General features: G+C 66.1%; 23 protein-coding genes. 18 read left to right on the forward strand and 5 right to left on the reverse strand.

From position 1 onward, the window contains the following. The first annotated feature begins 139 nt into the window (after positions 1 to 139). The 6 genes from AC5Y4Q_RS07470 (at position 140) to lipP1 (ending at position 6,856) form a co-directional block, all read left to right on the forward strand. On the forward strand, positions 140 to 1,201 hold the full coding sequence (locus AC5Y4Q_RS07470) for a ferredoxin--NADP reductase (protein WP_125225532.1): 1,062 nt from the start codon (positions 140 to 142) through the stop codon (positions 1,199 to 1,201). 72 nt (positions 1,202 to 1,273) lie between these two features. Beyond that, positions 1,274 to 2,455 (forward strand): acyl-CoA dehydrogenase family protein, encoded by a 1,182-nt coding sequence (locus AC5Y4Q_RS07475; protein ID WP_065018958.1) that lies wholly within the window; start codon positions 1,274 to 1,276, stop codon positions 2,453 to 2,455. Between the two features lie 11 nt (positions 2,456 to 2,466). After that, entirely contained in the window at positions 2,467 to 3,375 is a 909-nt protein-coding gene (gene bphC / locus AC5Y4Q_RS07480) for a biphenyl-2,3-diol 1,2-dioxygenase (RefSeq protein ID WP_125225531.1), read from the forward strand. After that, positions 3,372 to 4,832 (forward strand): FAD-dependent oxidoreductase, encoded by a 1,461-nt coding sequence (locus tag AC5Y4Q_RS07485; RefSeq protein ID WP_125225530.1) that lies wholly within the window; start codon positions 3,372 to 3,374, stop codon positions 4,830 to 4,832. Before bphC ends, AC5Y4Q_RS07485 begins: the two co-directional genes overlap by 4 nt. A 183-nt stretch (positions 4,833 to 5,015) precedes the next feature. Next, positions 5,016 to 5,897, forward strand: a complete 882-nt coding sequence (locus AC5Y4Q_RS07490; RefSeq protein WP_065018961.1) for an IclR family transcriptional regulator — start codon at positions 5,016 to 5,018, stop codon at positions 5,895 to 5,897. Continuing rightward, a complete protein-coding gene (gene lipP1, locus AC5Y4Q_RS07495; RefSeq protein WP_125225529.1) occupies positions 5,894 to 6,856 on the forward strand; it encodes a LipP1 family hormone-sensitive lipase in 963 nt (320 codons plus the stop codon). The genes AC5Y4Q_RS07490 and lipP1 overlap by 4 nt, the downstream gene beginning before the upstream one ends. Here lipP1 and AC5Y4Q_RS07500 read toward each other — a convergent pair. Beyond that, positions 6,807 to 8,048, reverse strand: a complete 1,242-nt coding sequence (locus AC5Y4Q_RS07500) for an NADH:flavin oxidoreductase (protein ID WP_499958532.1) — start codon at positions 8,046 to 8,048, stop codon at positions 6,807 to 6,809. The genes lipP1 and AC5Y4Q_RS07500 overlap by 50 nt on opposite strands. A 102-nt stretch (positions 8,049 to 8,150) precedes the next feature. Here AC5Y4Q_RS07500 and AC5Y4Q_RS07505 point away from each other — a divergent pair, with 102 nt between their 5' ends. Together AC5Y4Q_RS07505 and AC5Y4Q_RS07510 are read left to right on the forward strand one after the other, a co-directional pair. Beyond that, a complete protein-coding gene (locus AC5Y4Q_RS07505; protein ID WP_499958534.1) occupies positions 8,151 to 8,510 on the forward strand; it encodes a hypothetical protein in 360 nt (119 codons plus the stop codon). After that, entirely contained in the window at positions 8,503 to 9,135 is a 633-nt protein-coding gene (locus AC5Y4Q_RS07510) for a Dabb family protein (RefSeq protein ID WP_125225527.1), read from the forward strand. The genes AC5Y4Q_RS07505 and AC5Y4Q_RS07510 overlap by 8 nt, the downstream gene beginning before the upstream one ends. 21 nt (positions 9,136 to 9,156) lie before the next feature. Here AC5Y4Q_RS07510 and AC5Y4Q_RS07515 read toward each other — a convergent pair whose 3' ends face one another. Both AC5Y4Q_RS07515 and AC5Y4Q_RS07520 read right to left on the reverse strand, forming a co-directional pair. Further along, a complete protein-coding gene (locus AC5Y4Q_RS07515) occupies positions 9,157 to 10,044 on the reverse strand; it encodes an SDR family NAD(P)-dependent oxidoreductase (RefSeq protein WP_125225526.1) in 888 nt (295 codons plus the stop codon). Continuing rightward, positions 10,041 to 11,963 carry an NAD(P)-binding domain-containing protein gene (locus AC5Y4Q_RS07520; protein ID WP_499958537.1) on the reverse strand — a complete coding sequence of 641 codons (1,923 nt, stop codon included), beginning with the start codon at positions 11,961 to 11,963 and terminating at the stop codon, positions 10,041 to 10,043. Before AC5Y4Q_RS07520 ends, AC5Y4Q_RS07515 begins: the two co-directional genes overlap by 4 nt. A 118-nt stretch (positions 11,964 to 12,081) precedes the next feature. Between AC5Y4Q_RS07520 and AC5Y4Q_RS07525 the strand changes: the two genes are divergently transcribed. From AC5Y4Q_RS07525 to AC5Y4Q_RS07570, 10 genes are all read left to right on the forward strand, one after another. Continuing rightward, positions 12,082 to 13,665, forward strand: coding sequence for an acyl-CoA synthetase (locus tag AC5Y4Q_RS07525; RefSeq protein ID WP_185746675.1), 1,584 nt, complete (start codon positions 12,082 to 12,084; stop codon positions 13,663 to 13,665). A 168-nt stretch (positions 13,666 to 13,833) separates the two neighbouring features. Continuing rightward, positions 13,834 to 14,952 (forward strand): zinc-binding dehydrogenase, encoded by a 1,119-nt coding sequence (locus AC5Y4Q_RS07530; protein WP_499958539.1) that lies wholly within the window; start codon positions 13,834 to 13,836, stop codon positions 14,950 to 14,952. A 23-nt stretch (positions 14,953 to 14,975) separates the two neighbouring features. Beyond that, positions 14,976 to 16,397 carry an aldehyde dehydrogenase family protein gene (locus tag AC5Y4Q_RS07535; RefSeq protein WP_065019013.1) on the forward strand — a complete coding sequence of 474 codons (1,422 nt, stop codon included), beginning with the start codon at positions 14,976 to 14,978 and terminating at the stop codon, positions 16,395 to 16,397. Between the two features lie 64 nt (positions 16,398 to 16,461). Then, the gene (locus tag AC5Y4Q_RS07540) at positions 16,462 to 17,247 is read left to right on the forward strand and encodes a crotonase/enoyl-CoA hydratase family protein (RefSeq protein WP_125225524.1); all 786 of its coding nucleotides are present in this window, start codon (positions 16,462 to 16,464) and stop codon (positions 17,245 to 17,247) included. Continuing rightward, entirely contained in the window at positions 17,247 to 18,398 is a 1,152-nt protein-coding gene (locus tag AC5Y4Q_RS07545; protein WP_125225523.1) for an acyl-CoA dehydrogenase family protein, read from the forward strand. The genes AC5Y4Q_RS07540 and AC5Y4Q_RS07545 overlap by 1 nt, the downstream gene beginning before the upstream one ends. Next, on the forward strand, positions 18,395 to 19,432 hold the full coding sequence (locus tag AC5Y4Q_RS07550) for an acyl-CoA dehydrogenase family protein (protein ID WP_065018971.1): 1,038 nt from the start codon (positions 18,395 to 18,397) through the stop codon (positions 19,430 to 19,432). Before AC5Y4Q_RS07545 ends, AC5Y4Q_RS07550 begins: the two co-directional genes overlap by 4 nt. 122 nt (positions 19,433 to 19,554) lie before the next feature. Then, positions 19,555 to 20,061 (forward strand): nuclear transport factor 2 family protein, encoded by a 507-nt coding sequence (locus AC5Y4Q_RS07555; RefSeq protein WP_125225522.1) that lies wholly within the window; start codon positions 19,555 to 19,557, stop codon positions 20,059 to 20,061. Positions 20,062 to 20,064: 3 nt separating this feature from the next. Then, positions 20,065 to 20,949, forward strand: a complete 885-nt coding sequence (locus AC5Y4Q_RS07560) for an SDR family NAD(P)-dependent oxidoreductase (RefSeq protein WP_235663955.1) — start codon at positions 20,065 to 20,067, stop codon at positions 20,947 to 20,949. Between the two features lie 10 nt (positions 20,950 to 20,959). Continuing rightward, positions 20,960 to 21,916 carry an alpha/beta hydrolase gene (locus AC5Y4Q_RS07565; RefSeq protein WP_065018973.1) on the forward strand — a complete coding sequence of 319 codons (957 nt, stop codon included), beginning with the start codon at positions 20,960 to 20,962 and terminating at the stop codon, positions 21,914 to 21,916. 143 nt (positions 21,917 to 22,059) lie between these two features. Then, complete coding sequence (locus AC5Y4Q_RS07570; RefSeq protein WP_065018974.1) at positions 22,060 to 23,136, forward strand: hypothetical protein; 1,077 nt, start codon at positions 22,060 to 22,062, stop codon at positions 23,134 to 23,136. Positions 23,137 to 23,202: 66 nt separating this feature from the next. Here the strand turns inward: AC5Y4Q_RS07570 and AC5Y4Q_RS07575 are convergent, their stop codons facing one another. Next, a complete protein-coding gene (locus AC5Y4Q_RS07575) occupies positions 23,203 to 23,487 on the reverse strand; it encodes a hypothetical protein (protein WP_065018975.1) in 285 nt (94 codons plus the stop codon). Further along, positions 23,471 to 24,646 carry a 3-ketosteroid-9-alpha-monooxygenase, oxygenase component gene (locus tag AC5Y4Q_RS07580; protein ID WP_125225521.1) on the reverse strand — a complete coding sequence of 392 codons (1,176 nt, stop codon included), beginning with the start codon at positions 24,644 to 24,646 and terminating at the stop codon, positions 23,471 to 23,473. Before AC5Y4Q_RS07580 ends, AC5Y4Q_RS07575 begins: the two co-directional genes overlap by 17 nt. Positions 24,647 to 24,675 lie beyond the last annotated feature (29 nt).

Consider the following 24,675-nt stretch of genomic DNA (forward strand, 5'->3'; position numbering starts at 1 on the left):
GCCCTGCTCACGACGGCTAGGTTAGGCAGACCCTGAGCTGCGGCCGGTAGGCGTTTCCCGGTCAACGGGCATCGAGATTTTCTCCCGTCCACCGGTGAGGGCCGGCCGCCGAATCCTCGCCGCTGCTCAAGATGTCACCATGACGGACGCAGAATCCCCGAGCCGATCCGGGGCCGGCCCCCGCGCCGCAATACTGACGATCACAGAGGTTATCGAGGAGAGCCACGACACGAAGTCACTGGTGCTCTCCGTTCCCGACGAGCACCGGCCACGGTTCGAGTATCGGCCGGGGCAGTTCCTGACCCTGCGCATCCCCAGCGATGTGACCGGCTCGGTGGCTCGCTGCTACTCGCTGGCGAGTTCTCCCTACACTGACGACGCTCCCAAGGTGACGATCAAACGTACGGTGGGCGGCTACGGTTCGAACTGGTTGTGCGACAACGCGTCCGTCGGCGCGCAGATAGCCGTACTGCCCCCGGCCGGACTGTTCACTCCGCACGATCTGGACGCCGACTTCTTGCTGTGGGCCGCCGGCAGCGGGGTCACACCGGTAATGTCCATCCTCAAATCGGTACTCGCCGCGGGCAACGGCCGGGTGGTGCTGTGCTACGCCAACCGCGACGAACGGTCCGTCATCTTCGCCGCCGAGCTGCGCGAACTGGCTGCCCGTTACGCCGGCCGATTCACCGTTCTGCACTGGCTGGAGTCGATCCAGGGCCTACCGACGCGCGCTCAACTGGCCGGGTTCGCCAACATGTTCACCGGGTACCACTCGTTCATCTGCGGCCCTGCGGCGTTCATGGCGGTGGTCAGCGAAGCGCTCACCGAAGTCGGCGTGCCTCGGGAGCAAATCCACCTAGAAGTCTTCCGGTCACTCACCGGCGATCCGTTCGCCGAGGTAGTCGACCAAGACATCGACGACGGGGGCGAGGTCGCCGAGGCCCAGATCGTCCTCGACGGAGAGGTTCACCACCTGCGCTGGCCCAAAGGACGCAATCTGGTCGACGTCATGCTCGCCGCCGGACTCGACGTCCCGTTTTCCTGTCGGGAGGGCAACTGCGGATCCTGCGCCGCAACGATGGTCGACGGAGAAGTCGACCTGGGTAACGCCGCCATCCTCGAGGAGCAGGATATCGCCGAGGGGCTGTTCTTGGCGTGCCAAGCACGCCCCCGGACTGACACGCTGAAGATCGAATTCTGATCGGCGGGTCTCGATCCCGCTCACTGGGATCGCGCGGCCTTTTGCACGCCCGCGACGTCCACCATCGTTGGCATGACTAAACGGGTGATCGACAGCGTCGCCGAGCTCTCCGAGCAGCTTCGCGGCCAGGCAACGGAAGCCGAGAAGATCGGCAAGCTGACCGACGACACGGTCAAGACGATGAAGCAGCTCGGCAATATTCGGCTACTGCAGCCGAAACGCCATGGCGGACTGGAGGTTCATCCGCGGGAGTTCGCCGAGACGGTGATGCTCACCGCCGCGCTGGACCCCTCCGCGGGCTGGATCAACGGCGTGGTCGGGGTGCACCCCTACCAGTTGGCGTACGCCGATCCCCGAGTCGGTGCCGAGATCTGGGCCGACGATGTCGACACCTGGGTGGCGTCGCCGTATGCACCCCAGGGGGTTGCGCGGCCGGTCGACGGCGGCTACCTCTTCAGCGGCCGTTGGCAGTTCAGTTCCGGCACCGACCACTGCGACTGGATCATCCTGGGCGCGATGATCGGCGACGCCGACGGCAAACCGGTGATGCCGCCGCAGATGTTGCACATGATTTTGCCCCGCAAGGACTACCAGATCGTCGAAGACTCGTGGGACGTCGTGGGACTACGCGGAACCGGGTCCAAGGACGTCATCGTCTCCGATGCATTCGTGCCGGCCTACCGAACGATGGACGCGCTGCAGGTCATGGACGGCACGGCGCAGCGGGACGCCGGGATGACCGAGCCGCTCTATCTGATGCCCTGGTCGACGATGTTCCCGTTGGGCATCTCGGCGGCCACCATCGGTATCGCCGAAGGCGCGCTCGCTGCCGCTCTCGACTACCAGCGTGAGCGGGTCAATTCCAGCGGCGTGGCGATCAAGGACGACCCGTATGTGATGTATGCGATCGGGGAAGCCGCCGCCGATATCAATGCCGCCCGTCAGGAACTGCTCACCAACGCCGACCGGATCTACGACATGGTCGCCGCCGGCAAGGACGTCTCATTCGAGGACCGGGCAGCCGGCCGGCGGACGCAGGTCCGCGCGGTGTGGCGCGCGGTGTCCGCCGTCGACGAGATCTTCGCCCGCTGCGGGGGAAACTCCGCCAGGATGGACAAGCCGCTGCAACGTTATTGGCGCGATGTCCACGTCGGGCAGGCGCACGCCATCCATGTGCCGGGAACGGTGTATCACGCGTCGGCGTTGAGCTCACTTGGTGTGGACCCGCAGGGCCCGCTGCGAGCGATGATCTAGGGAGTAGACCCGTGAGCCCGATCAAGAGCCTTGGATACGTCTTCGTGCAGACGAGCGACATCGAGCGATGGCGCCACTTCGCCTTCGGTGTGCTGGGTTTCGCGCAGGGCAGCGGCCCCGACGAAGGCGCGTTGTACCTGCGCATGGACGAGCGGGCCGCACGCATCATCGTCACCCCGGGTGATACCGACAAGATCGTCACCGTCGGCTGGGAGGTGCGAGACCACGCCGCATTGACCGATGTCGAAGACTCGCTGGGGGCGGCCGGCATCGCGTACCGGAAGCTGTCGCTGTCCGAATCCGATGCTCGCCGCGTGGAAGAGGCCATCGCATTCGACGATCCCGCCGGCACCCACCTCGAGGTGTTCCACGGCCCGGTGCTCGACCACAGTCCGGTAGTCACCCCGTTCGGTGCGAAGTTCGTCACTGGCGATCAGGGCCTTGGCCACGTGGTGCTGCCCGCGCTGGACGTCAACGGACTGTTCGAGTTCTACACCGCGACACTGGGCTTCAAGTCACGGGGCGCATTCCGGGTCCCCGCTCCGCCGGAATTCGGTCCGATACGCGTACGGTTCCTCGGCATCAACCAGCGACATCACAGCCTCGCGCTGTGCCCGGCAGCCACGCTGCGCGACCCTGGGCTGATCCATCTGATGGTCGAGGTCGACACGCTCGACGCCGTCGGCCAGGCACTCGACCGGGTCAACAAAGACGGCTTCCAGCTTTCTTCGACACTGGGGCGGCACACCAATGACAAGATGGTGTCCTTCTATGTTCGCGCCCCCGGCGACTGGGACGTCGAATTCGGCACGCAGGGCATGCGCGTCGACGAAAGTCATTACACCGCCGAAGAGATCACTGCCGACAGTTATTGGGGCCACCAGTGGGTGGATGACTTTCCTGCGGCGATGCGCCCATGACGGCTGACGTCTCCCCGGTTGCCGCCGCAGTTATCCGCAGCTGGGACCACGAGGCCGATGTCGTCATCGCCGGGTTCGGGGTGGCGGGCGCCGCTGCGGCCGTAGAGGCCGCGCGCGCCGGCGCCGACGTCCTGGTGCTCGAGCGCACCGGATCATGGGGCGGGGCAGCGGCGATGGCCGGCGGATTCATCTATCTCGGCGGCGGGACGCCGTTGCAGGCGGCGTGCGGCTTTGAGGATTCGGTCGACAACATGGCGACATTCCTGAATGCGGCCATGGGCCCGGGTGCGGACGAGACCCGCATCGCCGACTACTGCGCGGGCAGCGTGGCGCACTTCGATTGGCTGGTCGGCTGCGGAGTGCCATTCAAGGCCGAGTTCTTCGGCGAGCCCGGCTGGGAACCGCTGGGCGATCACGGGCTGATGTACTCCGGCGGGGAGAATTCCTACCCGTTCAACACGATCGCCGCTCCGGCACCGCGCGGGCACATCCCGCAGATGGCCGACAAAAAGCAGGGCGAGGCCAGCGCCGGCTACATGCTGATGAAGCCGCTCGTCGACACCGCCCTGGCCGCGGGCGCCCGGGCGCTCTACGACATTCGCGCGCAGCGGCTCGTCGTCGAGTCCGACGGCCGGGTCGTCGGCGTCGTCGCGCGCCAGTACGGCACCGAGATCACGCTCCGTGCCCGCCGCGGAGTGGTGCTGGCGACGGGCAGCTTCGCCTACAACGACGCCATGGTGGCGCAGTTCGCTCCCCGCATCGCGGGCCGGCCGGCGGCATCGGTGGAGCAACACGATGGTCAGTCGATCCGGATGGCCCAGGCGCTGGGCGCCGACCTTGCCCATATGGATGCCACCGAGGTCGCCATCTTCATCGACCCGCAGCAACTGGTGCGCGGCATTGTGGTCAACGGTCGGGGTCAGCGCTACGTGGCCGAGGACACCTATCCCGGTCGGATCGGACAGCTGACGCTCTACCACCAGGACAACATCGCCTACCTGATCCTCGACGACGCCGCCCAGGAAGCCGCGATGGCCTCGGTTTCACCGAAACTCATGATGCGGCCACCCACCTGGGTGGCTGACACCGTCGCCGATCTCGAATCCGAGTTGGGCATGGCCCCCGGCGCGTTGCAAGCCACGGTTGCCGCCTACAACGAGGGGGCGGCCCGCGGGATCGACCCGTTACTGCACAAGAAGCCGCAGTGGCTCAAGCCCATCGGCTCTCCGATCGGGGCCATAGACCTTCGCGAATGCACCGGCGGGTTCACTCTTGGCGGTCTGGCCACCACGCTCGACGCGGAAGTACTGCACGTGAGCGGCACGCCGATCCCCGGTCTCTTCGCAGCGGGACGTTCGGCTGCCGGGCTGGCCGCGTGGGGTTATGCCAGCGGGATCTCGCTGGGCGACGGCAGCTTCTACGGCCGGCGGGCCGGGCGCAGCGCCGCACAAGCCTGATCAGGCGCGGACGCCGCGGCTGTGCCGCAATCCGAATCCGGCGGTTCAGCGAGGCTCGACGGAGGAGAGCCGAAGCTGGGACCGCCGCATCAATCCGGCGATGGGTGTGACAGCAGGCACACACATGTGGTAGACATATGCCCATTAGGCATATGTCTATTAGTAATAGGGACGGAGACCTCAATGCCCCCCGCAACCACGTTGCCTGCAAGAGCACCTAAAAAGGCGGCGGCCGAAACCCCCAGCGCCGTCATCGACCGGGTCTCCCTGGTTCTCGACGCGTTCGACGGACCTGGGCGCCTGACGTTGGCTCAGATCGTGCGCCGGACGGGTCTGCCGCGTTCCTCTGCGCACCGGATGCTCGAGCGCCTGGTGCAGCTGCGCTGGCTACGCCGCAACGGACGCGACTACGAGCTGGGGATGCGGCTGGTCGAACTCGGTTCGCTGGCAGTGCACCAGGACCGCTTGCACAAAGCGGCCATCCCCAAGCTGCACGAGCTGCACGCGGCGACCGGCCTGGTGGTCCACCTCGCCGTCCTCGACGGGTCCGACGTCGTGTACATGGAAAAGGTCGGCAACCGGATGACGGCAGCGCTGCCGTCCCGGGTCGGGGGTCGCCAGCCGGCGCATTGCACTGCACTGGGCAAGGCGATGCTCGCCTTCGCCGACGAGTACGGCGCCGACGCCTTGGATGCCGGTCTGCTCCCCCGGCAAACCAAATACTCGATCTCCACACCTGCTCAACTCCGTAACGAGCTACTCAAAGTGCGCTCCCGCGGCATTGCCTTCGACCGCGAGGAATCGCTGCCCGGGTTCGGCTGCGTCGCCGCGCCCATCGGCGACCCGGGTGAAGCCGTTGCAGCGATTTCGGTCTGCGGGCCGATGAACCGGATGATGTTCGACCAACGCCTGGTCGCCCCGGTGCGAATCGCCGCGATGGGCATCTGGCAAGCCGTGGACTGCGGCCCCATCCGCGTGGCACCGACGCTGCAGCAGATGCGGCCGCTCCGGGGCGGCCCGACCACCCGCTCGGCGATGCACAGCACGAGCCTGCAGCTCGCATGATTCTGGATCCGCAGATCGCCGACATCATCGAGGTGCTGGACGCCGGCTTCCCCCCGGTCCACACCATGACCGGCGACGAGGCCCGCGCCGCTATCAGCGCCCGTTTCACACCGTCGGCGAATCCCGAACCCGTGTCCGAGGTGCACGACCGCACCATCGCCGGTCCGGACGGACCGGTGCAGATCCGGGTCTATCGCCCCAGCGCGGCAAGCCAAACCTCGGTCCCGACTCTGGTCTACGCTCACGGTGGCGGTTGGGTGTTCTGCGATCTGGACAGCCACGACGGCCTGTGTCGCGATTTCGCCAATCGCCTTCCGGCCGTGGTTGTCTCGGTGCACTACCGACGTGCATCAGAGGAGGGCCGCTGGCCCGCTGCGGCGGAGGACACCTACGCCGTCACCGCCTGGGCGGCAGACCACATCGGCGAACTCGGTGGTGACCGGGACCGGTTACTGATCGGCGGCGACAGCGCCGGCGGCAACCTCGCCGCCGTAACGGCGTTGATGGCGCGTGACCGGATGGGGCCGCGCCTGGCCGGGCAGCTGCTGCTGTATCCGGTAATGGCCGCTGACTTCGATACGCGGTCCTACCGCCAGTTCGGCCGCGGCTATTACAACCCGCTGCCTGCGCTGCAGTGGTATTGGGATCAATACGTGCCCGACATTGCCGACCGCACCAACCCGTACGCGTCGCCATTGCATGCCGCCGACCTCTCCAGGCTTCCTCCGGCAGTCGCGGTGATCGCCGGCCACGACCCGCTACGCGATGAGGGTCTCGCCTATGTCGAGGCGTTGCGGCGGGCGGGCGTGCCCACGGTGCAGCGCTACTTCGAGGGTGCCGTGCACGGATTCATGACGATGCCCAGCCTCGACATCTGTGAGCGGGCGCGCAAGCAAGCGTGTGCCTACCTCACCGGGCTGCTGCCCCGGCCGGCCAGGACGGAACGTCAACGGGCATAGCGGTGCGGTAACGCTGGTCGGGGTCGAGGACGCAGTGCGTGCGTGCGAAGACCGTCACCATGCACTTGTTGCAGTGGGTGCAGCGGCTGCGCACCTCGGCGTCCTCGACCATCCTGTTGACCAGATCCGGTTCGCGCAGCAGCGCCCGGCCCATGGCCATGAAGTCGAATCCCTCGCGCATACCGGTTTCCAGGTGTTGACGGTTGGTGATGCCGCCGAGCAGGATCAGCTTGGTATTGCGCATCACGGGTACGAACTGACGTGCCGCCGAGAGCATGTAGAGATCCTGGTAGGGATAGTCGCCCATCGCCCACTTGCCCACCATCCGAACCCCGGGACGCATCGCGCGCGGCATCACCCGGGCGAATTCGCGGACCGGTACATCACCGCGGAACAGGTACATCGGCTTGAAAACCGACGAACCCTGGGTCAATTCGATAGCGTCCAAGGTCGCGTCGGCGTCGAGGAGTTGAGCCGTGCGCAACGCCTCATCGATCCAGATGCTGCCCGGCAGGCCGTCATCCATGTCGAGCTTCGCGATCACCGCGATATGGCCCTGCACGACGTCCCGGACGCGTTCGGCGATCTCGCGCACCAGCCGTGACCGGTTGTCGATCGTCCCACCGTAGTCGTCCTTGCGACGGTTGATCAGCGGGCTCAGGAAGGAGCTGGGCAGATATAGGTGGCCGAAGTGCAGCTCGACCGCGTCGAATCCGGCGTCGACCGCCACCTGTGCCGCGGCGGCGAATTGGTCGATGACAAACCGGATCTCGTCACGGCGGATTTCGCGGCAATAGGCGAACGACGTGGGGTTGACAAAGCGGCTCGGGGCGACCGCGGTCACGCCGGTCAGCTTCTTCTGCGCCACCACACCAGCGTGACCGAGTTGCGCCGAGATGGCCGCACCCGCGCCGTGCACCGCGGCGGTCAGCCTCTTCAGGCCCGGCAAGGCCCGCGAATCCATGACAATCTGCCCCGGCGCGCTGGCACCTTGCGGGGACACACAGCAGTAGGCCACCGTGGTCATCCCGACGCCGCCCTCGGCGAATCGGAGGTGGAAGTCGATCAGGTCATCGGTGACCAGCCCATCGGGTGAACGGCCCTCGGATGTCGCGGCCTTGATGACCCGGTTACGCAGGCGCACCGGGCCCAGCTCGGCCGGGGCGAACGGATTCGGGCTGAGATCTGCCATGCGTCAACAGTCGTGGCCGCGGGCCGTCGGCGTCAACGGTGGTCTCCCGATATCCGGGACTGCAACCGCGGACCGGGCCGGCCGGTCCCTAGCCTGACTGCCATGGCTGAGGTGTTCGTGATCGACCGGGTGCTGACCAAGCCGGGCCAGGCTCGGCGATTCGTCGACCGCTACCTCGCCGAATACGCGCCCGGGGCGCGGGAACGCGGCATGACGCTGCGCAATGTACTGGTCAGTCCTCCGATCTGGTTCACCGACCAGTCGAATTCGGTCACGATCACCTGGTCGTTGCCCAGCCCGCTGGCGTGGTGGCAGATGACCTGGCAGGGGCGGCCGGATCCCACTCTGGGCCCATGGTGGTCGTCGATCGACGAGTTGGTGGTGGAGCGGACCCGCTCGGTCGCGGCGGCCGCCGACGACGTCGACACGCTGTGCGACATGGAGGCAGGGCCCGATGTTTAACGTCACCCGGCTCCTGGACGTCGAAGCACAAGATCGCAAGCGGATGCTTGCAACAATCCGTGCGGCCGCCGAGCACAGCGGGGCGCTGCGCTGGGTCGTCGAGCCGACCGAATCCGGTTCCCGCAACGGTGGTGACGTGCTGGCGCACCTTCGCTTCGCCGACCGCGGGCACTGGCAGGCCGCGGAGCCGGGTTTTGCCCGAGCGCTGAGCGATCCGGCGATCACTCGGGTCAACGGGGCGACTTATCGTGGAGACGCCGCCTGCGGAGGCAGCCCGGGCACGGTGTACCGAACACTGCTGCTGCGCGTGCAGCCCGATACAGCGCCGGACACCGTGGCTCGTTTCGAAGCAGAGTTGGCCTTAATGACGAACTACATCACCACGATTCGAGCCTGGCAGCTCAGCCGGGTGCTCGAGCCGGTGGGCGACAGTGACTGGACGCACGTTTTCGAGCAGGAGTTCACTGACGTCGACGGGCTGATGGGACCGTACCTGATGCACCCGATCCATTGGGCGGTGGTGGATCGCTGGTTCGATCCGGAGAGCACCGACATCATCATCCGCGACCGGGTCTGTCACAGCTTCTGCACCCTGGATCGCCCCGTCTTGCATCCGCCCCGATGAACAGCACGCGGGGTGGGCCGGTCAGAGACCGGCGGGCAGGATATTGGGGTTGGCGGCCGTCGGCGGCTCGAGCGGTGGCAGGCGTGTAGTGCCGTCGAGGCTGTGCACAGCCAGCTGCTGTGACCACGGGTAGTGCAGGCTGAACGCCACCAGGCCGGTGCGCTCGGCGGCCGGAAGGTGACACATCGCCAGCACGGTCTCGGCGAGGTACTCCACCGGTTCGGTCGGAAACTCCTGGGGTATCAGGCTGTCGGCGCCGGGGGTGCGTACCGCGCTGGAGGGACCCACGACGTTCACGGCGATGTTGGAGTCCAGCAATTCAGCTGCGATTCCCTGGGTGAGCCGGTGCAGTGCCGCCTTCATCGACGCGTAGACCACGTCCCCGGATGACTTGTTGTACTCGCGGTAGGGCCGTGCCGGTGCCAGCCCGGTGACCGACCCGATGTTTACGATCCATCCCGCGCCTTGCCGGCGCATATGTGGAATCGCCTGCTGCATCAGTACGAATGGTGTACGCACATAGTGTTCGACCGTGCGATCGAAGGTTTCCATCGACATCTTCTCGACGATCGAGTAATCGGCATAGCCGGCATTGTTCACCAGGATGTCGAATCGCCCGGTACGCTCGACCACCTGGTCAATCAGTTCGGCCCGCTGCCCGGCATCCTCCAGGTCGGCGGCAATACCGAAGGCCGAACCACCGGCGGCCGCGATCAAATCGACGGTCTCGGCGATAGTGCCGGGTAGCGCTGTCGTGTGTCCGGCGCGCGTCGACGGCGAAGGTTGGTGCGAACGGGCCGTCACGGCCACCGTCGCGCCTTCAGCAGCCAACCGCTGCGCGATCGCCCGTCCGATACCTCGGCTGCTGCCGGTCACCAACGCCGTTCTACCACTGAGTAACCCGCTCACCGGAGCCTGAGATCCTCTTCGACGGGGGCCCGGTGGCTGCGCCACACGTCGATCAGCCGGAACGGAAACGCAGTGACGATACGGCCGCCGCCGGCGCGATAGTAGGTGTGCGCGGTCGGGGTGTGGCACCAGACCGTTCGGGACATCGCGTCGTCGATCTGCCGGACGTAGCCCTCGAACGCCTCTGGCTTGACTTCGATGGTCGACGCGTCGCGCAGCGCCATCAATTGCAGGCATTCCATCACGTAGTGCACCATCACCTCGACGCCGAAGTTATGGCCGGCGCCATGGCCCGGGCTGTAGTTGGGTGCCGAGGAGATGAACAGGTTGGGGAATCCGGGCACCATGCCGCCCCGGTATGCGCTCGGATTGTCTCCCCAAACCTCGCTGAGCTTGAGCCCGTCGCGGCCCCGGATATCCACGGTGGAAAGGAAATCCAGGTAGTAGCCGGTGGCGTAGATGATGACGTCCAGGTCGATCTGCCGACCGTCGTGCGTGACGATCCCGCGGTCGTTGACCCGAGCAGGCTCGCTGGCCTCGACATCGACGTGGGGTTCGGTCAGCGCCGCGTAGTACCCGCCGGGGTCACGGATGATCCGCTTGCCATACGGCGCGAAGTCAGGGGTGACCTTCTTCGCCAACTCCGAGTCCGCCCCGAACACCCGGTCGATGTAATCCAGGCACAGCTTCAACAGCACGTCATTGGCCGGCGAGATCGACAGGTGCTCGGCAGCCCAGTCCGGATCCCGCACAATGACCGGATAGTTGTTGTCCGCGGTGCCCCAGAACGACTTGAGACGGTTCCAGTTGGCGTAGAACGGGATGTGGGTGTTGAGCCAGCGGCGGTGATCGGGCACATCGTCGGTCGGACGTTTGCGCGGCGCCACCCAGTGCGGCTGGCGCTGGAACACCGTCAGGTGCTCGACGTCGCCGACGCACGCATCCACGATCTGTACCGCGGTGCAGCCCGCTCCGATGATCGCTACCTTCTTGCCGCGCAGGTCGAGCGCGCGATCCCACTCAGCGGAGTGGATGCTGACCCCGGCGAAGGTGTCCCGGCCCGGAAGATCCGGATACCGGGGGCGGTTGAGGTAGCCGGCGGCCGGGATGACGACGTTGGCGTAGCTGAGATCGCGCTCGCCGTCAGCATTTACCGAGTGGATCTGCCACTGTAGACGGTCTTCGTCCCACCACAGAGCCTTCACTTCGGTGCTGAACCGGGTGTGATCGCGCAGGTTGTTCTTGTCGGCCACCGACTGCAGATAGTTCTGGTATTCGGCGCCTTGCGGATAGTAGCTCGACCAGTCGCCTTTGATATCGCGCGACAGCGAGTAGTAGGCGGACGGCGTGTCGACGCCGATGCCCGGATACACAGTGGTGTACCAGGTGCCGCCCACCTCATCGTTGCGGTCGATGATCTCGTAATCGATACCGGCAGCGGCGCATTCCAGTGCCGCGGCCATCCCAGCGATACCGGCGCCGATGATGACCACCTTGAAATCGGCCGGAAGCGTGGCGGTCCGCGGCAACACCGGCTGTGACGGCTGGAAGCCGCCCTGCTCGAGCAGCAGGCCGATGTATTCTTCGTCCACCGACGTACCCAGCGCCAGCGGGGCGATGCGGGCGAAGAGATTGGGGTCGTCGTAGGGCAGGGCGCCCCGCGGACGCGGCGTGCCAAGTGCCGCCGCCACCGCGTCCACCAGCAGGGCACGCGTCTCAGTGTCGGTGACGCCGACCTGCTCGGGTGGGTCGGGCTCGAACGAGATCTTGTCCGCGAACTGGTCGACAACGGCAGGGTCACCGGTCAGCTGCGCCAGCACGGCGACCAGAACGCCGGCGTCCGCCTGTCGCAGATTGGCCCGCAGCTCCTCGGGTTCCAAGCCTGTGCGGTCGGCCGCCACCGTCGCGTCGGTCGTCATCGAACCTCCTTGCTCGCAACGCCAGTATCCGATCGCCGGCGGCGAAGTACCGGGCTCGTGTCTACTCAGCGGGACGCTGTTTGGTCGTGAATCGACCGCTGGGCCTACAGTCCCGGTCATGAACGAGCTCGACGCTGTGCTCGCATCGGCCCGTAGTCACGCGCTCGGCGACATTCCGCGGCGCCCGGCCCGCAAGCACCCGAACAAGGTCGCTGTGATCGACGGCGAAGTTTCGCTGACCTTCGCTGAATTCGAGCACCTGGTCGATCGCGCTGCAGCTGCGTTGCAGGACCGTGGACTCGGCCCCGGTGATCGTGTCGCGGTACTGGCGCACAACTGCTGGCAGTACGCGGTGCTCGCCTTCGCCACCGCTCGCGCCGCAGTGGTGCTCGTTCCGATCAACTTCATGCTGACCGCCGAGGAGATCGCGTTCATCCTCGAGCACAGCGGGGTCAGCGGATTCATCGTCGAAGCCGAGCTGGCTGCTACGGCGCAGGCCGCGATGCAATGCAGCGGGTCCGTGCGTACCACGGCGGCCTTGGTACCGCCCGGCCAGATGCTGCCGTCGGGTTGGAGTGACTTCACGCAGTGGCTGCAGACCACCTCAGCGGCTCCGGAGCCGCATGTCGCCGACGATCAATTGATCCGGCTGATGTACACCAGCGGAACCGAGTCGCAGCCGAAGGGCGCGATGCATTCCACCCGAAGCCTGATGGGCAACTACATCAGCTCGATCATCGCCGGTTCGATGACGGGCACTGACATCGTGGTCCACTCCCTGCCGCTGTACCACTGCGCGCAACTGGATAATTTCTTGATCCCGGCCGTCTACCTCGGTGCCACCAGCGTCATTCTTCTCCGACCAGCACCTGAGATGGTCCTGCGAACGATCGAAACATACGCCGCTACAAGCTATTTTGCGCCACCGACGGTATGGATCTCACTGCTCCGGTCCCCGCTTCTCGAACAGGTCGACCTGTCCAGTCTGCGTAAGGGGTACTACGGCGCCTCGGCAATGCCGGCCGAGATCCTGGCCGAGATGCGTGAGCGACTGCCCGAACTGCGGTTGTGGAACTTTTACGGCCAGACCGAAATGGCGCCGCTGGCATCGGCTTTGGGACCAGAAGACCAAGACGCACACGCCGGATCGGCAGGCCGACCGGTAATCAATGTGGAAACGGTAATCGCCGACGACGAGGGTACCCCGGTGGACACCGGCGTGGTGGGCGAGATCGTCCACCGCAGCCCACACCTGATGCTGGGCTACCTCGACGACGAGGCGAAGACCGCGGATGCGTTCCGCGGTGGCTGGTTCCACTCCGGTGATCTCGGCTACTACGACACCCACGGGCTGCTGCACGTGGTGGACCGCAAGAAGGACATGATCAAGACCGGCGGCGAGAATGTCGCCAGCCGCGAAGTCGAAGAGGTCATCTACCGGCATCCGGGCGTCGAGGAAGTTGCGGTATTCGGTCTGCCCCACCCGCGATGGGTGGAAGCGGTGGTCGCCGCGGTGGTCGCCCGCGACGGAAGCGTGGTCACCGAAGACGAACTCCTCCGCCACTGCCGTACGCATCTGGCCGGATTCAAAACTCCCAAGCAGCTGTTCTTCGTCGACTCGCTACCCAAGAACCCGAGTGGAAAACTGTTGAAGCGCCTGTTACGCGACCGGTTCAGCCGCGAGCAGAACGCGGTGGGATGAGCGACTGACCGCTGGGCGGGAAGGACGAAGCCACCCGGCCCGGTTGGCGAATACGGTGCCGCAAGGACATCGCTGCGCGCCTACAAGCGCCGCCAACGGTCGCATCGGCAACGCCTGCTGAGCGGGCGCGCTGCGTCGAATCTGGCTTTGACCGAGAGGAATCCGCTCGTGAGTACTGGTCCGCGCACAGGGCGTATCGCCCGCTTCGACGACCCCGGCAAGCCGTTCCAGATCGACACCGTCCCGGTACCGGAGGTCGGCCCGGGCGAGATTCTGATCCGGGTGGCGCGCGCCAATATCTGTGGGTCGGATGTGCACGCCTGGCACGGCACCTTCGCCACCCGCGGCCTCGGCGGGCAGCTCCCCACCGTCTTGGGTCACGAAATGGTGGGCTCGGTCGCAGAACTCGGCGCAGGCGTCACCACCGACGCCAACGGCAAGCCGCTGGACGTGGGTACCCGGGTGGTGTTCCCCTACTTCTTCTGCTGTCACACCTGCCGCAACTGTTTGGCCGGGCGCCGCAACGGCTGCCTCAACCTGAAGATGGCGATGCTGGGCCGCGCCGACGAACCGCCATACTTCGTCGGCGGTTACGGCGACTACTTCCTCCTGCCGGCTGGGGCGGTCGTCTACACCGTGCCGGATTCGGTGCCGGACGAGATCGCCGCCGGCGCCAATTGCGCTCTGTCGCAGGTAATGTACGGGCTGGAGCGAGTCGAGCAGCAACTCGGTGAATACGTCGTGGTCCAGGGTGCGGGTGCGCTGGGGCTGTACGCGATCGCGGTGGCCAAGGCGCGCGGTGCTGCCAAAGTGATCGCCATCGACGGTATCGCCGAGCGCCTCAAGTTGGCGGCAGCGTTCGGCGCCGACGCCGTCATCGACATCACCGAGGCCACCACCGACAAGGAGCGCGCCAAGATCGTCCGGAACCTCACCGACGGGCAGGGCGCCGACGTGGTGGTGGAGGTGGTCGGCCATCCGGCCGCCATCGACGAAGGGCTCAAGCTGCTCGGTCAGTTCGGTCGCTACGTGGAGATCGGCAACATCAACATCGGCAAGACATTCGAGTTCGACCCATCACGCTTCGTGTTCGGCAACAAGACCATGGTCGGCGTCTCGCTCTACGATCCGGCCGTGCTGTCCCGGGCATTGGACTTCCTGGCGGACTACCAGAACAAGCTACCTTTCGAGCTGCTCGCATCCGCCTGTTACTCGCTCGATGACATCAACGAGGCCTTCGCGGCCGCCGACGGCCGACGCGACGTCCGAGCCAGCATCGTGCCATGAATTCACCCGACCGGAAAGCGATGATGAGCAACCACGACTACGCCCGCAGCAAACTCTTCATCGGCGGACGGTGGGTCGAGCCCGCCGGCACCGCCACCATCGACGTGATCGACCCCGCGACCGAACAGGTATGCGGCTCGGTGCCCAGCGGCACCGAAGCCGACGTCGATGCCGCCGTCGCGGCGGCACGCCGCGCGTTCGACCCGCTGATCAGCGTCGACGAGCGGCGGGAACGCCTGGAAGCGGTGATCACCGCGATGGAGAAGCGGCTGCCTGACATCGCCGAGACGATCACACAGGAGATGGGCGCCCCGATCCGCATCGCGCAAAGCGTGCAGACCCAGGTCCCTCTTGCCGTCGCCCGTGGGTTCGCCGACGCACTCGCCAGGTACGAGTTCGAGGAGCGGATCGGCAATTCGCTGGTGCTTCGTGAGCCCTACGGTGTGGTCGCGGCCATCACGCCGTGGAATTACCCGCTGTACCAAGTGGTCGCCAAAGTCCTGCCGGCCATCGCCGCCGGGTGCACCGTCGTGCTCAAGCCCAGCAACGACGCACCACTGTCGGTGTTCGAGTTCGTCGACGCCCTGGAGGACGCGGGCCTACCGCCCGGTGTGGTCAACCTGGTCTCCGGGCCCGGCCGGGTGATCGGTGAGCGGATGGCCGCTCATCCCGAGGTCGACTTCGTGTCCTTCACCGGCTCCACCGGCGTCGGCAGCCGGGTCGGTGAACTGGCCGGCCAGTCCATAAAAAAGGTCGCCTTGGAGCTCGGCGGCAAGTCGGCCAACGTGATCCTCGACGGCGCGGACCTGGCCACCGCGATCAAAGTCGGCGTCGGAAACGCCTTCCTCAATGGCGGACAGACCTGCATGGCCTGGACGCGGATGCTGGTGCCGCTGTCCCGCTACAGCGAAGCGCTGGATCTGGTGCAGGCAGCGGTGTCGAAGTACTCCGTGGGTGACCCGTGGGACCCGGGTACCCGCATCGGCCCGTCGGCCTCCGAAGCGCAGTACCAGACGGTGCTCGGGTTCATCGAGCGGGCCCCGCAAGACGGGGCGCGGCTGGTGACCGGCGGTGGACAGAAAGTCCGCGACGTGGGCTACTACATCGCTCCCACGGTCTTCGCCGACGTCGACCCGGCCTCCGAATTGGGGCAAGAAGAGGTGTTCGGGCCGGTGCTCGCCGTCATCCCGTTCCGCGACACAGACGAGGCGCTCACCATTGCCAACGGCACGCCGTACGGTCTGTCCGGTGCCGTGTGGGCCGCCGACGACGACACCGCGATCGCCTTCGCCCGCCAGGTGCAGACCGGCCAGCTCGATATCAACGGCGGCAAGTACAACCCCGCGGCACCGTTTGGCGGCTACAAGAAATCCGGTATCGGGCGCGAACTGGGACGGATCGGCTTCGAGGAGTATCTGCAGACCAAGTCGCTCCAACTACCGTGAGACCGGTATCAGGCACGCCTGACGCACCGACCGCTCACCCGATGAGAATTCGAGGTTCCCAGCCATGACCACGTCAGCCGGACCTCTGGTCATCACGACAGAGAACGCCATAGCGGTGTGGACCATTAATCGGCCCCACATCGGCAACGCCATCTCCGACACGGAGTTCGTCACCGCCTTCGAGGCCGCCGTCGACGCCGCGAATCGCGACGCATCGGTGCGGGCGGTGATCTTGACCGGTGAAGGCAAGATCTTCTCCGCCGGCGGCAACGTCAAAGAGATGGCCGACCGGGAGGGAATGTTTGGCCTCGACCCGCTCGCCCAGCGCTATGCCTACGTCGACGGAATTCAGCGTCTGCCCCGTGCCCTGGCCCGACTCGAGGTTCCGGTGATCGCCGCGGTCAACGGCGCGGCGATCGGCGCCGGTTGTGACCTGGCCGCCATGTGCGACATTCGGATCGCCTCCGAACGGGCTTCGTTCGCGGAGAGTTTCGTTCAGATCGGCCTGGTTCCCGGTGACGGCGGCACCTGGTTTCTGCAGCGGGCCGTCGGCTACGAGCGGGCCGCCGAGATGACGCTGACCGGCGACCGTATCGACGCGGCGACCGCGCTGGCGTGGGGACTGGTCAGCCGGGTCGTGCCGCACGACGAACTCCTCAGCGCGGCCGAGGATCTGGCCGACCGGATCGCCAAGAACCCGTCGCATGCGCTGCGCATGGCCAAGCGCCTGCTGCAGGAGTCGCGAACCGGCCCGATGGAGTCGACGCTGGCGATGGCGGCCGCCATGCAGCCGTTGGCCCATCGCGACGCCGAGCATGAGCGTCGCATCGCCAAATGGCGGAGCTCCTGATGGCACTTCCCCGCTTGGTTCCGGCAGCCACCGCGGAGTCGGCGAGCAGCGCGGTTCTACGCGCCGAGGTCCGCGCGTTCCTTGCCGAGCAGCTCGCCGCCGGCAGATTCACCCCATCAGTGGATGCCTGGTTGTGCGGTTGGGACGAGGCCTTCACCGCAGCGCTCGCTGCACGCGGCTGGCTCGGCATGACCGTGCCGAAGGAGTACGGCGGCCAGGGCCGTTCGTTCGTCGACCGGTTCGTGGTGACCGAGGAGCTGCTGGCCGCCGGCGCCCCGGTGGCAGCGCACTGGATCGCCGACCGCCAGATCGTGCCGTCGCTGCTCAAGTACGGCACCGAGTCACAGAAGCAGGAGTTCCTGCCGAAGATCGCGGCCGGGGAGTGCTTCTTCGGTATCGGTATGAGCGAACCGGACTCCGGTTCGGATCTGGCCAGCGTGCGCACCCGCGCGGTGCAGACCGACGGCGGCTGGAGACTGACCGGTACCAAGGTGTGGACATCCGGTGCGCATCGCGCGCACGCCTTCATCGTCCTGGCCCGCAGCGCACCGGTGGATGCCGGCCACCGGCACGCCGGTCTGAGCCAGTTCATCGTCCGTCTTGACGGTCCCGGTGTTCAGGTGCGGCCTATCGTCTCGATGAGCGGAAGCCACCATTTCAACGAGGTCATTCTCGACGACGCGTTCGTTCCCGACGCCATGGTGTTCGGCAAGATCGGCGAGGGCTGGAGCCAAGTCACCTCGGAACTGAGCTTTGAGCGCAGCGGACCGGAGCGGTTGTTGTCCACCTTTCCGCTTCTCGCCGCCTCGGCACGGGCCATGGCCGAGCAGCAGATCCCGCATGACGCCGCCCTGGGTCGTTTGGTGGCCAGGACCGCTGGGCTGCACCAGATGTCGACCGCTGTGGCCGGGGCACTGGAACGCCGCCAGTCCGCCGACGTCGCGGCAGCCGTGGTCAAGGTCCTCGGCACCAGCACTGAGGGCGACATCGCCGACTTCGCCGACCTGCACACCGGCGACAGCTCGGGGGTCGAATCCTCCTACCGGGAACTCGTCGCGGCCGCGGTGGACCAACGCCCCGGCTTCACGCTGCGAGGCGGAACCAATGAGGTGCTGCGGGGCGTGATCGCGCGTGGATTGGGGATGCGATGACCACCTCCGAACTCAACACCAGCGGTGTCGACCGCCAACTGGTCGACATGATGGATGCGGTATTCGCCGACTACCGGGACACCCACCCGCCCACCGGGCCGGTCCGCCGTGACACCGAATTGTGGTCCAGGCTGGATCAATTGGGCTTGGTGCGGTTGTCCGGCTCCGAAGAGGCCGGGGGAAGCGGCGCGAGCTGGTATGACGCTGCCGAACTGATGTCGGCGGCGGTGCGGCACGGCGTGCGGGCTCCATTGGCCGAGCACGATGTCCTGGCCTGTTGGCTCCTCGAGGCAGTCGGGGCGCCGATCGACGGGGCCGCGCGCACCGTCTGCACGCTCGATGCCTCCGGCACCGCCACCGCGGTGCCCTGGGCCTCGGCCGCCGAGAAGATTGTGGTGATCTGGCGGGACAAGGACATTCATCTGGTAGCCGATGCCGACTGCGCCGATCTGCGAATCACGCCGGGCTGCAACCTTATCGGCGAACCACGCGACACCGTCTCCGCCGAGGTCTCGGCGCTCACCGGTGTCGCGGCGACCCAGGAGCTTCTGACGAAGCTTCGGCTCCGCTCCGCGTTGGTGCGTTCGATACAGGTCTGTGCGGCCTTGGACAGGATCCTCGAGCTCTGCGTCGAGCACACTTGCTCCCGAACCCAGTTCGGGCGGCCGCTGTCGAAGTTCCAGGCGATCCAGCATCTGATCGCCGATATCGCCGCCGAGGCCGCGCTGGCCCGGGCGGCAACCGAAACCGCCCTGGCAGCGGCCATCGGTAGCGACTGGTCGGCACCAAACCTGGGGTTTCTCGTCGCGGTGGCGCGGTCCTGCGCCGGCCACGCAACCTCGGTGGCGGTCCGAAACGGCCACCAGGCGCTCGGAGCGATCGGCACCACCATCGAACACCGGCTGCCTGAGTACACCCGGGCCGCACTGGCGTGGCGCTGCGAGTTCGGGTCGGTCCGACACTGGGACGAGGAGGTCACCCGGGAGGCGCTGGCCGCCGGGGCCGCCGGCCTGTGGAGCTTGATCACCGACTGAGCGAGCACACAGTCCGGTGCCGGTGTTCCACTGACCGGTTATCACCCATGCGTAGCCGGCCGATCGGCGGTTGACTCTGAGGAGCACCTGGTTTCCGCACTTATACTTGGGAGACATGTTCCGTGAGCACTGACAACACCATCTCGCTGACCGAGCTGCAGAACTTCATCGGCGAATTCTGGTACCACTACGATCGGGCCGACTACCCGAAAATGGGTGCCGCTTTCGCCGCGGATGCCACCTACCTCAGTCGAAGTGACTCCGGCGCATGCCCCTTCGAAGAATCCCTCGCTGCTGACCTGACCACTGCCGCGGAGGTAGTGCCGTGGCTTATCGAGCATCGCAACGCAAGTCCATACCCCCTGCGCCACCACACGACGAACCTGCACATCACCGGTCACGAGGGTGACGTCACCTTCGCGCGCTTCTACCTCTTCGTCAACCAGGTCACCAACTTCGTTCCCTTCGCGGTATCCAGCGGAGTTACCGAGGTCGGTGTCCGGCGCGGAGGCAGCAGTCCCAGCGGGCTTGAATTCACCACGATGTCGGTCATCCTCGACGTCACGAACTCCGAACCATTGGTCGGCGGCGGGCTTCCCGGCGCTGAGAACGCCTCGGCGAACACCTGACCGGTGGGCACCGGTCCCTTGAACGACGTCTTCGGCGGCGGAGTCGCCGTCATCACCGGAGCCGGCGCCGGAATCGGCGCCGGCCTCGCCCGGCAGGCACACCGGCTGGGCATGTCGCTGGTACTGGCCGACATCGATGGCGCTGCCGTCGCAGCGCTGCGGGACGAACTTACCGCCGACGGCGGAACGGCCGTCGACGTGGTGTGCGACGTCCGTGACCCGGCCGCGGTGGACGCGCTCGCCGAGCGGACCTACCGCGACGTCGGCCCGGTGCGGCTACTGGTCAACAACGCGGGAGTCGAGCAGTTCGGCTATCTGTGGGACACCCCGGTGACCAATTGGAATCGGGTGATGGACATCAATGTCAGTGGGGTCTTCCACGGTGTCCGTTCCTTTCTGCCCAGGATGATCGCCGCCGGCACCCCGGCATGGGTGTGGAACCTGTCGTCGATCGGCGGGGTGGCGACCGTCCCGCTGCAAACGCCCTACATCGTCAGCAAACACGCGGTGCTGGCGCTGACCGAATGCCTGCGGATGGAGGTCGCGCTGGCCGGCCATGCCGATCACATCCATGTTCAGGCGGTCCTGCCCGGAGCGGTCAAGTCCAACATCTTCGAGGCCGCCGGCGGTGTCGACGCCGACGGATCCGGTGCCGACGTCACCGCGGCGGAGTCCCAGCGTGAAGCCATGCTCGACGTCAAAGCCGGCGCGCTAGATCCCCTCGACGCGGCCGAGGCGGTGTTCGCGCAGTCTGCGCTGGGCGGGTTCTACCTGTTGACCCAGCCCGAACAGGTCCGCTCGGCGATGGCCGAGCGGGCGCAAGTGCTGACCACGCTGGTGCCGCCGCAGCTGCGCAGCCGGTCCCGCTTCGATCCCGCCAAACCCTAGGGAGCTCACCGTGATTGCGTCGCGTCGCCGCGTGCTGGATCCCGATGCCGAGGCCCGGCTGGCAGCGTTCGGCCCAGCCATACCGCTGCGGGAGCGGGGACTGGCGGCGGTGCGTGCTTCGCTGGAGGCCGCGCCCCCGCCGGCCGACATGCCGGAGATGGCCGACATCGCCGATACCGCGGTACCCGGTCCCGGTGGCCCGGTGCCGATCCGCATTTACCGCCCGGAGTTCACCGGCGGGCTGTCACCGGTGATCGTCCACCTTCATGGCGGCGGCCTAGTGATGGGTTCCAATCACTCGTTCGAACCGATGGCCCGGGCGATGGCCGCAACAAGCGGCGCGGTGGTTATCGCGGTCGATTATCGCCTGGCGCCGGAGAATCCGCCGCCGGCACAGTTCGAGGACGCGTGGGCCGCCACCGAATGGGCTGCCGCCAACGCCAAGGAGCTGGGGCTGGATCCGCACAAGCTGGTCATTGCCGGCGACAGTGCCGGCGGCGGCGTGGCAGCAGCAGTCGCGTTATGGGCGCGAGATCATGGTGGCCCCAAGCTCTTCGCCCAGGTCCTGATGTATCCGGGCGTAGACCGAGACATGGCAGCGGCGTCGATAGTCAGCCAACCGGATGCTCCGATGCTGGCCCACGATGACATCGTCTACCTACATGAGCTCGCCGATGTCGGAGCGGGCGCCCCGCATGACATCCATCGCGTACCCGCTTACGCCACCGACTTGAGCGGTCTACCGCAGGCCATCGTGGTCACCGCTGAGCTGGACCCGATCTCCGACTGGGGCGAACGCTATGCGCGGCGCCTGCGCGACGCGGGAGTGCAGACCACGATCACCCGCTATCCCGGTATCTACCACGGTTTCTTGATGCGATCCGAAGCGACCGCGCGGGGACGTCTGGCGATGGCCGAGATCGGGGCGTTGCTGCGGGCCAAATTCGCTCATCCACTGCCCTTCTAGGAGATTCCCACACCGCAGTCAGCGGCCCGGCAACGTCCCAGTGGCCGGACACCATGGGTACGCGACGCCGGTGACACCGCAGACAATCGAGAACAGCAATGGCGCGCAACGACGCCGCCAGCACACCAGAAGGAGTCCTTGTGATGCTCACCGACGAGCGGCGAACGGAGCTTTCCGACATCCTCCGCCCCGCTTCGCCGCCCCGCGAAATCGACAACGTCTACACCGACGACCAGCGGGAACGCCTCCTCGATGTAGTCCGCACGGATGGCCCGTGGAAGCTGATCCTGGCTCAGCATTTCGCGTCGCCGGAAGAGCTGATCGCCACCATGAGCGGCCAGTTCCCCGAGGGATACACGCCTACTCTGGACCTCTTCCTGACGCCGACCTTCCGGGGTTTCCTGGCCAACCACGGCACGGTGCTTTATCCGGAACTGCACGACTGCTTCTACAACGCCGAGTTCCTCGACATGGCGAAGTCATATTGGAACGCCCAGTACGCCAAGCCGCAGATGATGCTGTTCAACATCAACGGCCCCTGCGCCAACCGCGACCCAGGGCACCTCGACTCGCCGAGCTTCCGCGGTGTTCGGTATGAGAACGCGCCCACTTGGCTGGTCAGTGTGATGGGCAAGTCCGGATTGTTCACCGACTACCTGATCAAGATGGCGCAAGTCATCACCTGGTTCTCCTTGGATGAGGGCAGTGGATTCACCTATTGGCCCGACGGTCCGCTCAAGGCGCCCAAACGTATTCAGCCGCCGATGTACAACCGGGGAGTCGTGGTTCAGAACGAGATGCTGGTCCACCGGGGCGAGGCCAACGGTCCGCTCGACCAGCAAGTGCCCGCCGGCTTGGCGTTCGACACCGTATTCGCCGGCGATCCCCAGTCACGCGATCATTGGGTGCTCAAGAACGGCGATGACGTCATCGCGCGTCATCACACCGATGAACTGCGCTTCCTGGTGCACTGGTCATCCGAGGTCTACCACGACTACGACGAGCTCAAGAAAAACATGGACCACACCGACGACCTGACCATCGACAAGGCCATCGACATGATGGTCGACGATCTCAGCAAAAAGGGTGTCAAGCTCGACATCCCGAGCGCTCCGCTGCACGATCCCGCCTTCATCGGCGCCCTGAACGCCGGCTACGACCTCGGCGGCCCGGCAGTCTACCCGGACGAAGCCCCCTTGAGCGCATTCCAGTTCAGCTGAGGCCCAACGTATTCCGGAGTGGCCCTGCGGTCCAGTCCGCAGGGCCACACCAGGACTAGGGCGCTATCAGAGCTCGTCGAGCACCGGTAACGAACCCGCGTCCGCAGCCGCCTCGATCGAGGCGCGCAGGCCTGCACACACGAGGAAGATGCCCTCCCGCAAGACCGCACCTTCGATCGACGTAGGCTCGTCCACCCGCTGGCGCTCGCGGCACCGACTGATGGCCGCACCATTCCACTGCACGCTGGTCTGCTCCCAGCTGCTTTTGCGAGCCAGCACCTGCGCCCCGCACGACCCGCAGGTCACCGGCGTCATCGGTGCGTCATTCAGGCGATTATCGCGGCGCATCAGCGTGTTTGGTCAAGCCCACCAGACGCGGTAGGCGGTTGTTAACGAGGTTGTCCTCGACTTCGTTCATCCACGCCTCGCGGGGACGGGTGGTGTCGATTTCGAACTCGAATCGGTCGACCATATCGGGGGTGACATCGTCGACGTCGACGTAGAACTGTTCGTACCACCGGCGTACCTGGTAGACCGGCCCGTCCTCTTCGCACAGCAGCGGATTGTCGATCCGCGCCTTGCGCCGCCAGATGGCCACATCCTGCTCGAAGCCCATCTTCACGAAATCTCCCAGCGCGACTGCCATCTGCATCGCGGCGTCTTCGGGCAGCATCTCCGATTTCTCCACCGTGATCCCGTATTGCAGGACAAACGAATTCGCATCGATCGGGTAGTGGCAGTTGAGCAGAACCGTGCGTTGATCTCCGTGCTCGTAGTGATAGGTCAGATCGTCGATCATGAACGATGGCCCGTAGTAGGAGGCCACCGACGTCGTTCCCAGGATCGTGGCTCCCTCACCGGAGCCGAGATCCGGTCGCGCTTCGCTCTTGTAGTACTGGGTGGCGACGTGGCCCTCGAATACGTTCTTGAAGCTGGTGGGAAGACCGCCGTGAATGTAGAAGAAGTGTGCCATGTCGACGATGTTGTCGATGATCTCGCGGCAGTTGGTGTTGACGATCGTGGTGTACCAATGCCAGTCCGTCCACTGCTCGCCCCCGACCCCTTCGATACGCGGAATTGTCACGTCGGTCGGCGGAGCCTTCTTCTCCGGGTCGTTCCAGACGAACAGCATGCCGTCTTGCTCCAGGGTGGGCCACGCCGCTGTGCGGGCCAGCTTGGGAACCCGTCGGCTGTACGGGATCTTCTTGCACCGGCCATCGCCACCCCAACGCCAGTCGTGGAACGGGCAAGCGATCTCATCGCCCTTGACCTCACCATCCGACAGATCGCCGCCCATGTGCCGGCAGTAGGCGTCGAGGACATTGATCTTCCCGTCCGCTCCGCGGAAAGCCACCAACTTGCCGCCGAACGCGGTGACAGCGTGCGGTTTTCCATCGCCTAGATCGCGGGTCAGCCCGAGGCAGTGCCAGCCGCGTGCAAAGCGGGTCGGTGCGGCCTGCGCCTCGATCTGACGAACCTCTCCGAGGCAGTCGGGCTCTAACGCTGTCATTTCGGACATCCTCGCTGTTCATCGCTGGT

The organism is Mycobacterium sp. NGS16 (assembly GCF_059813225.1).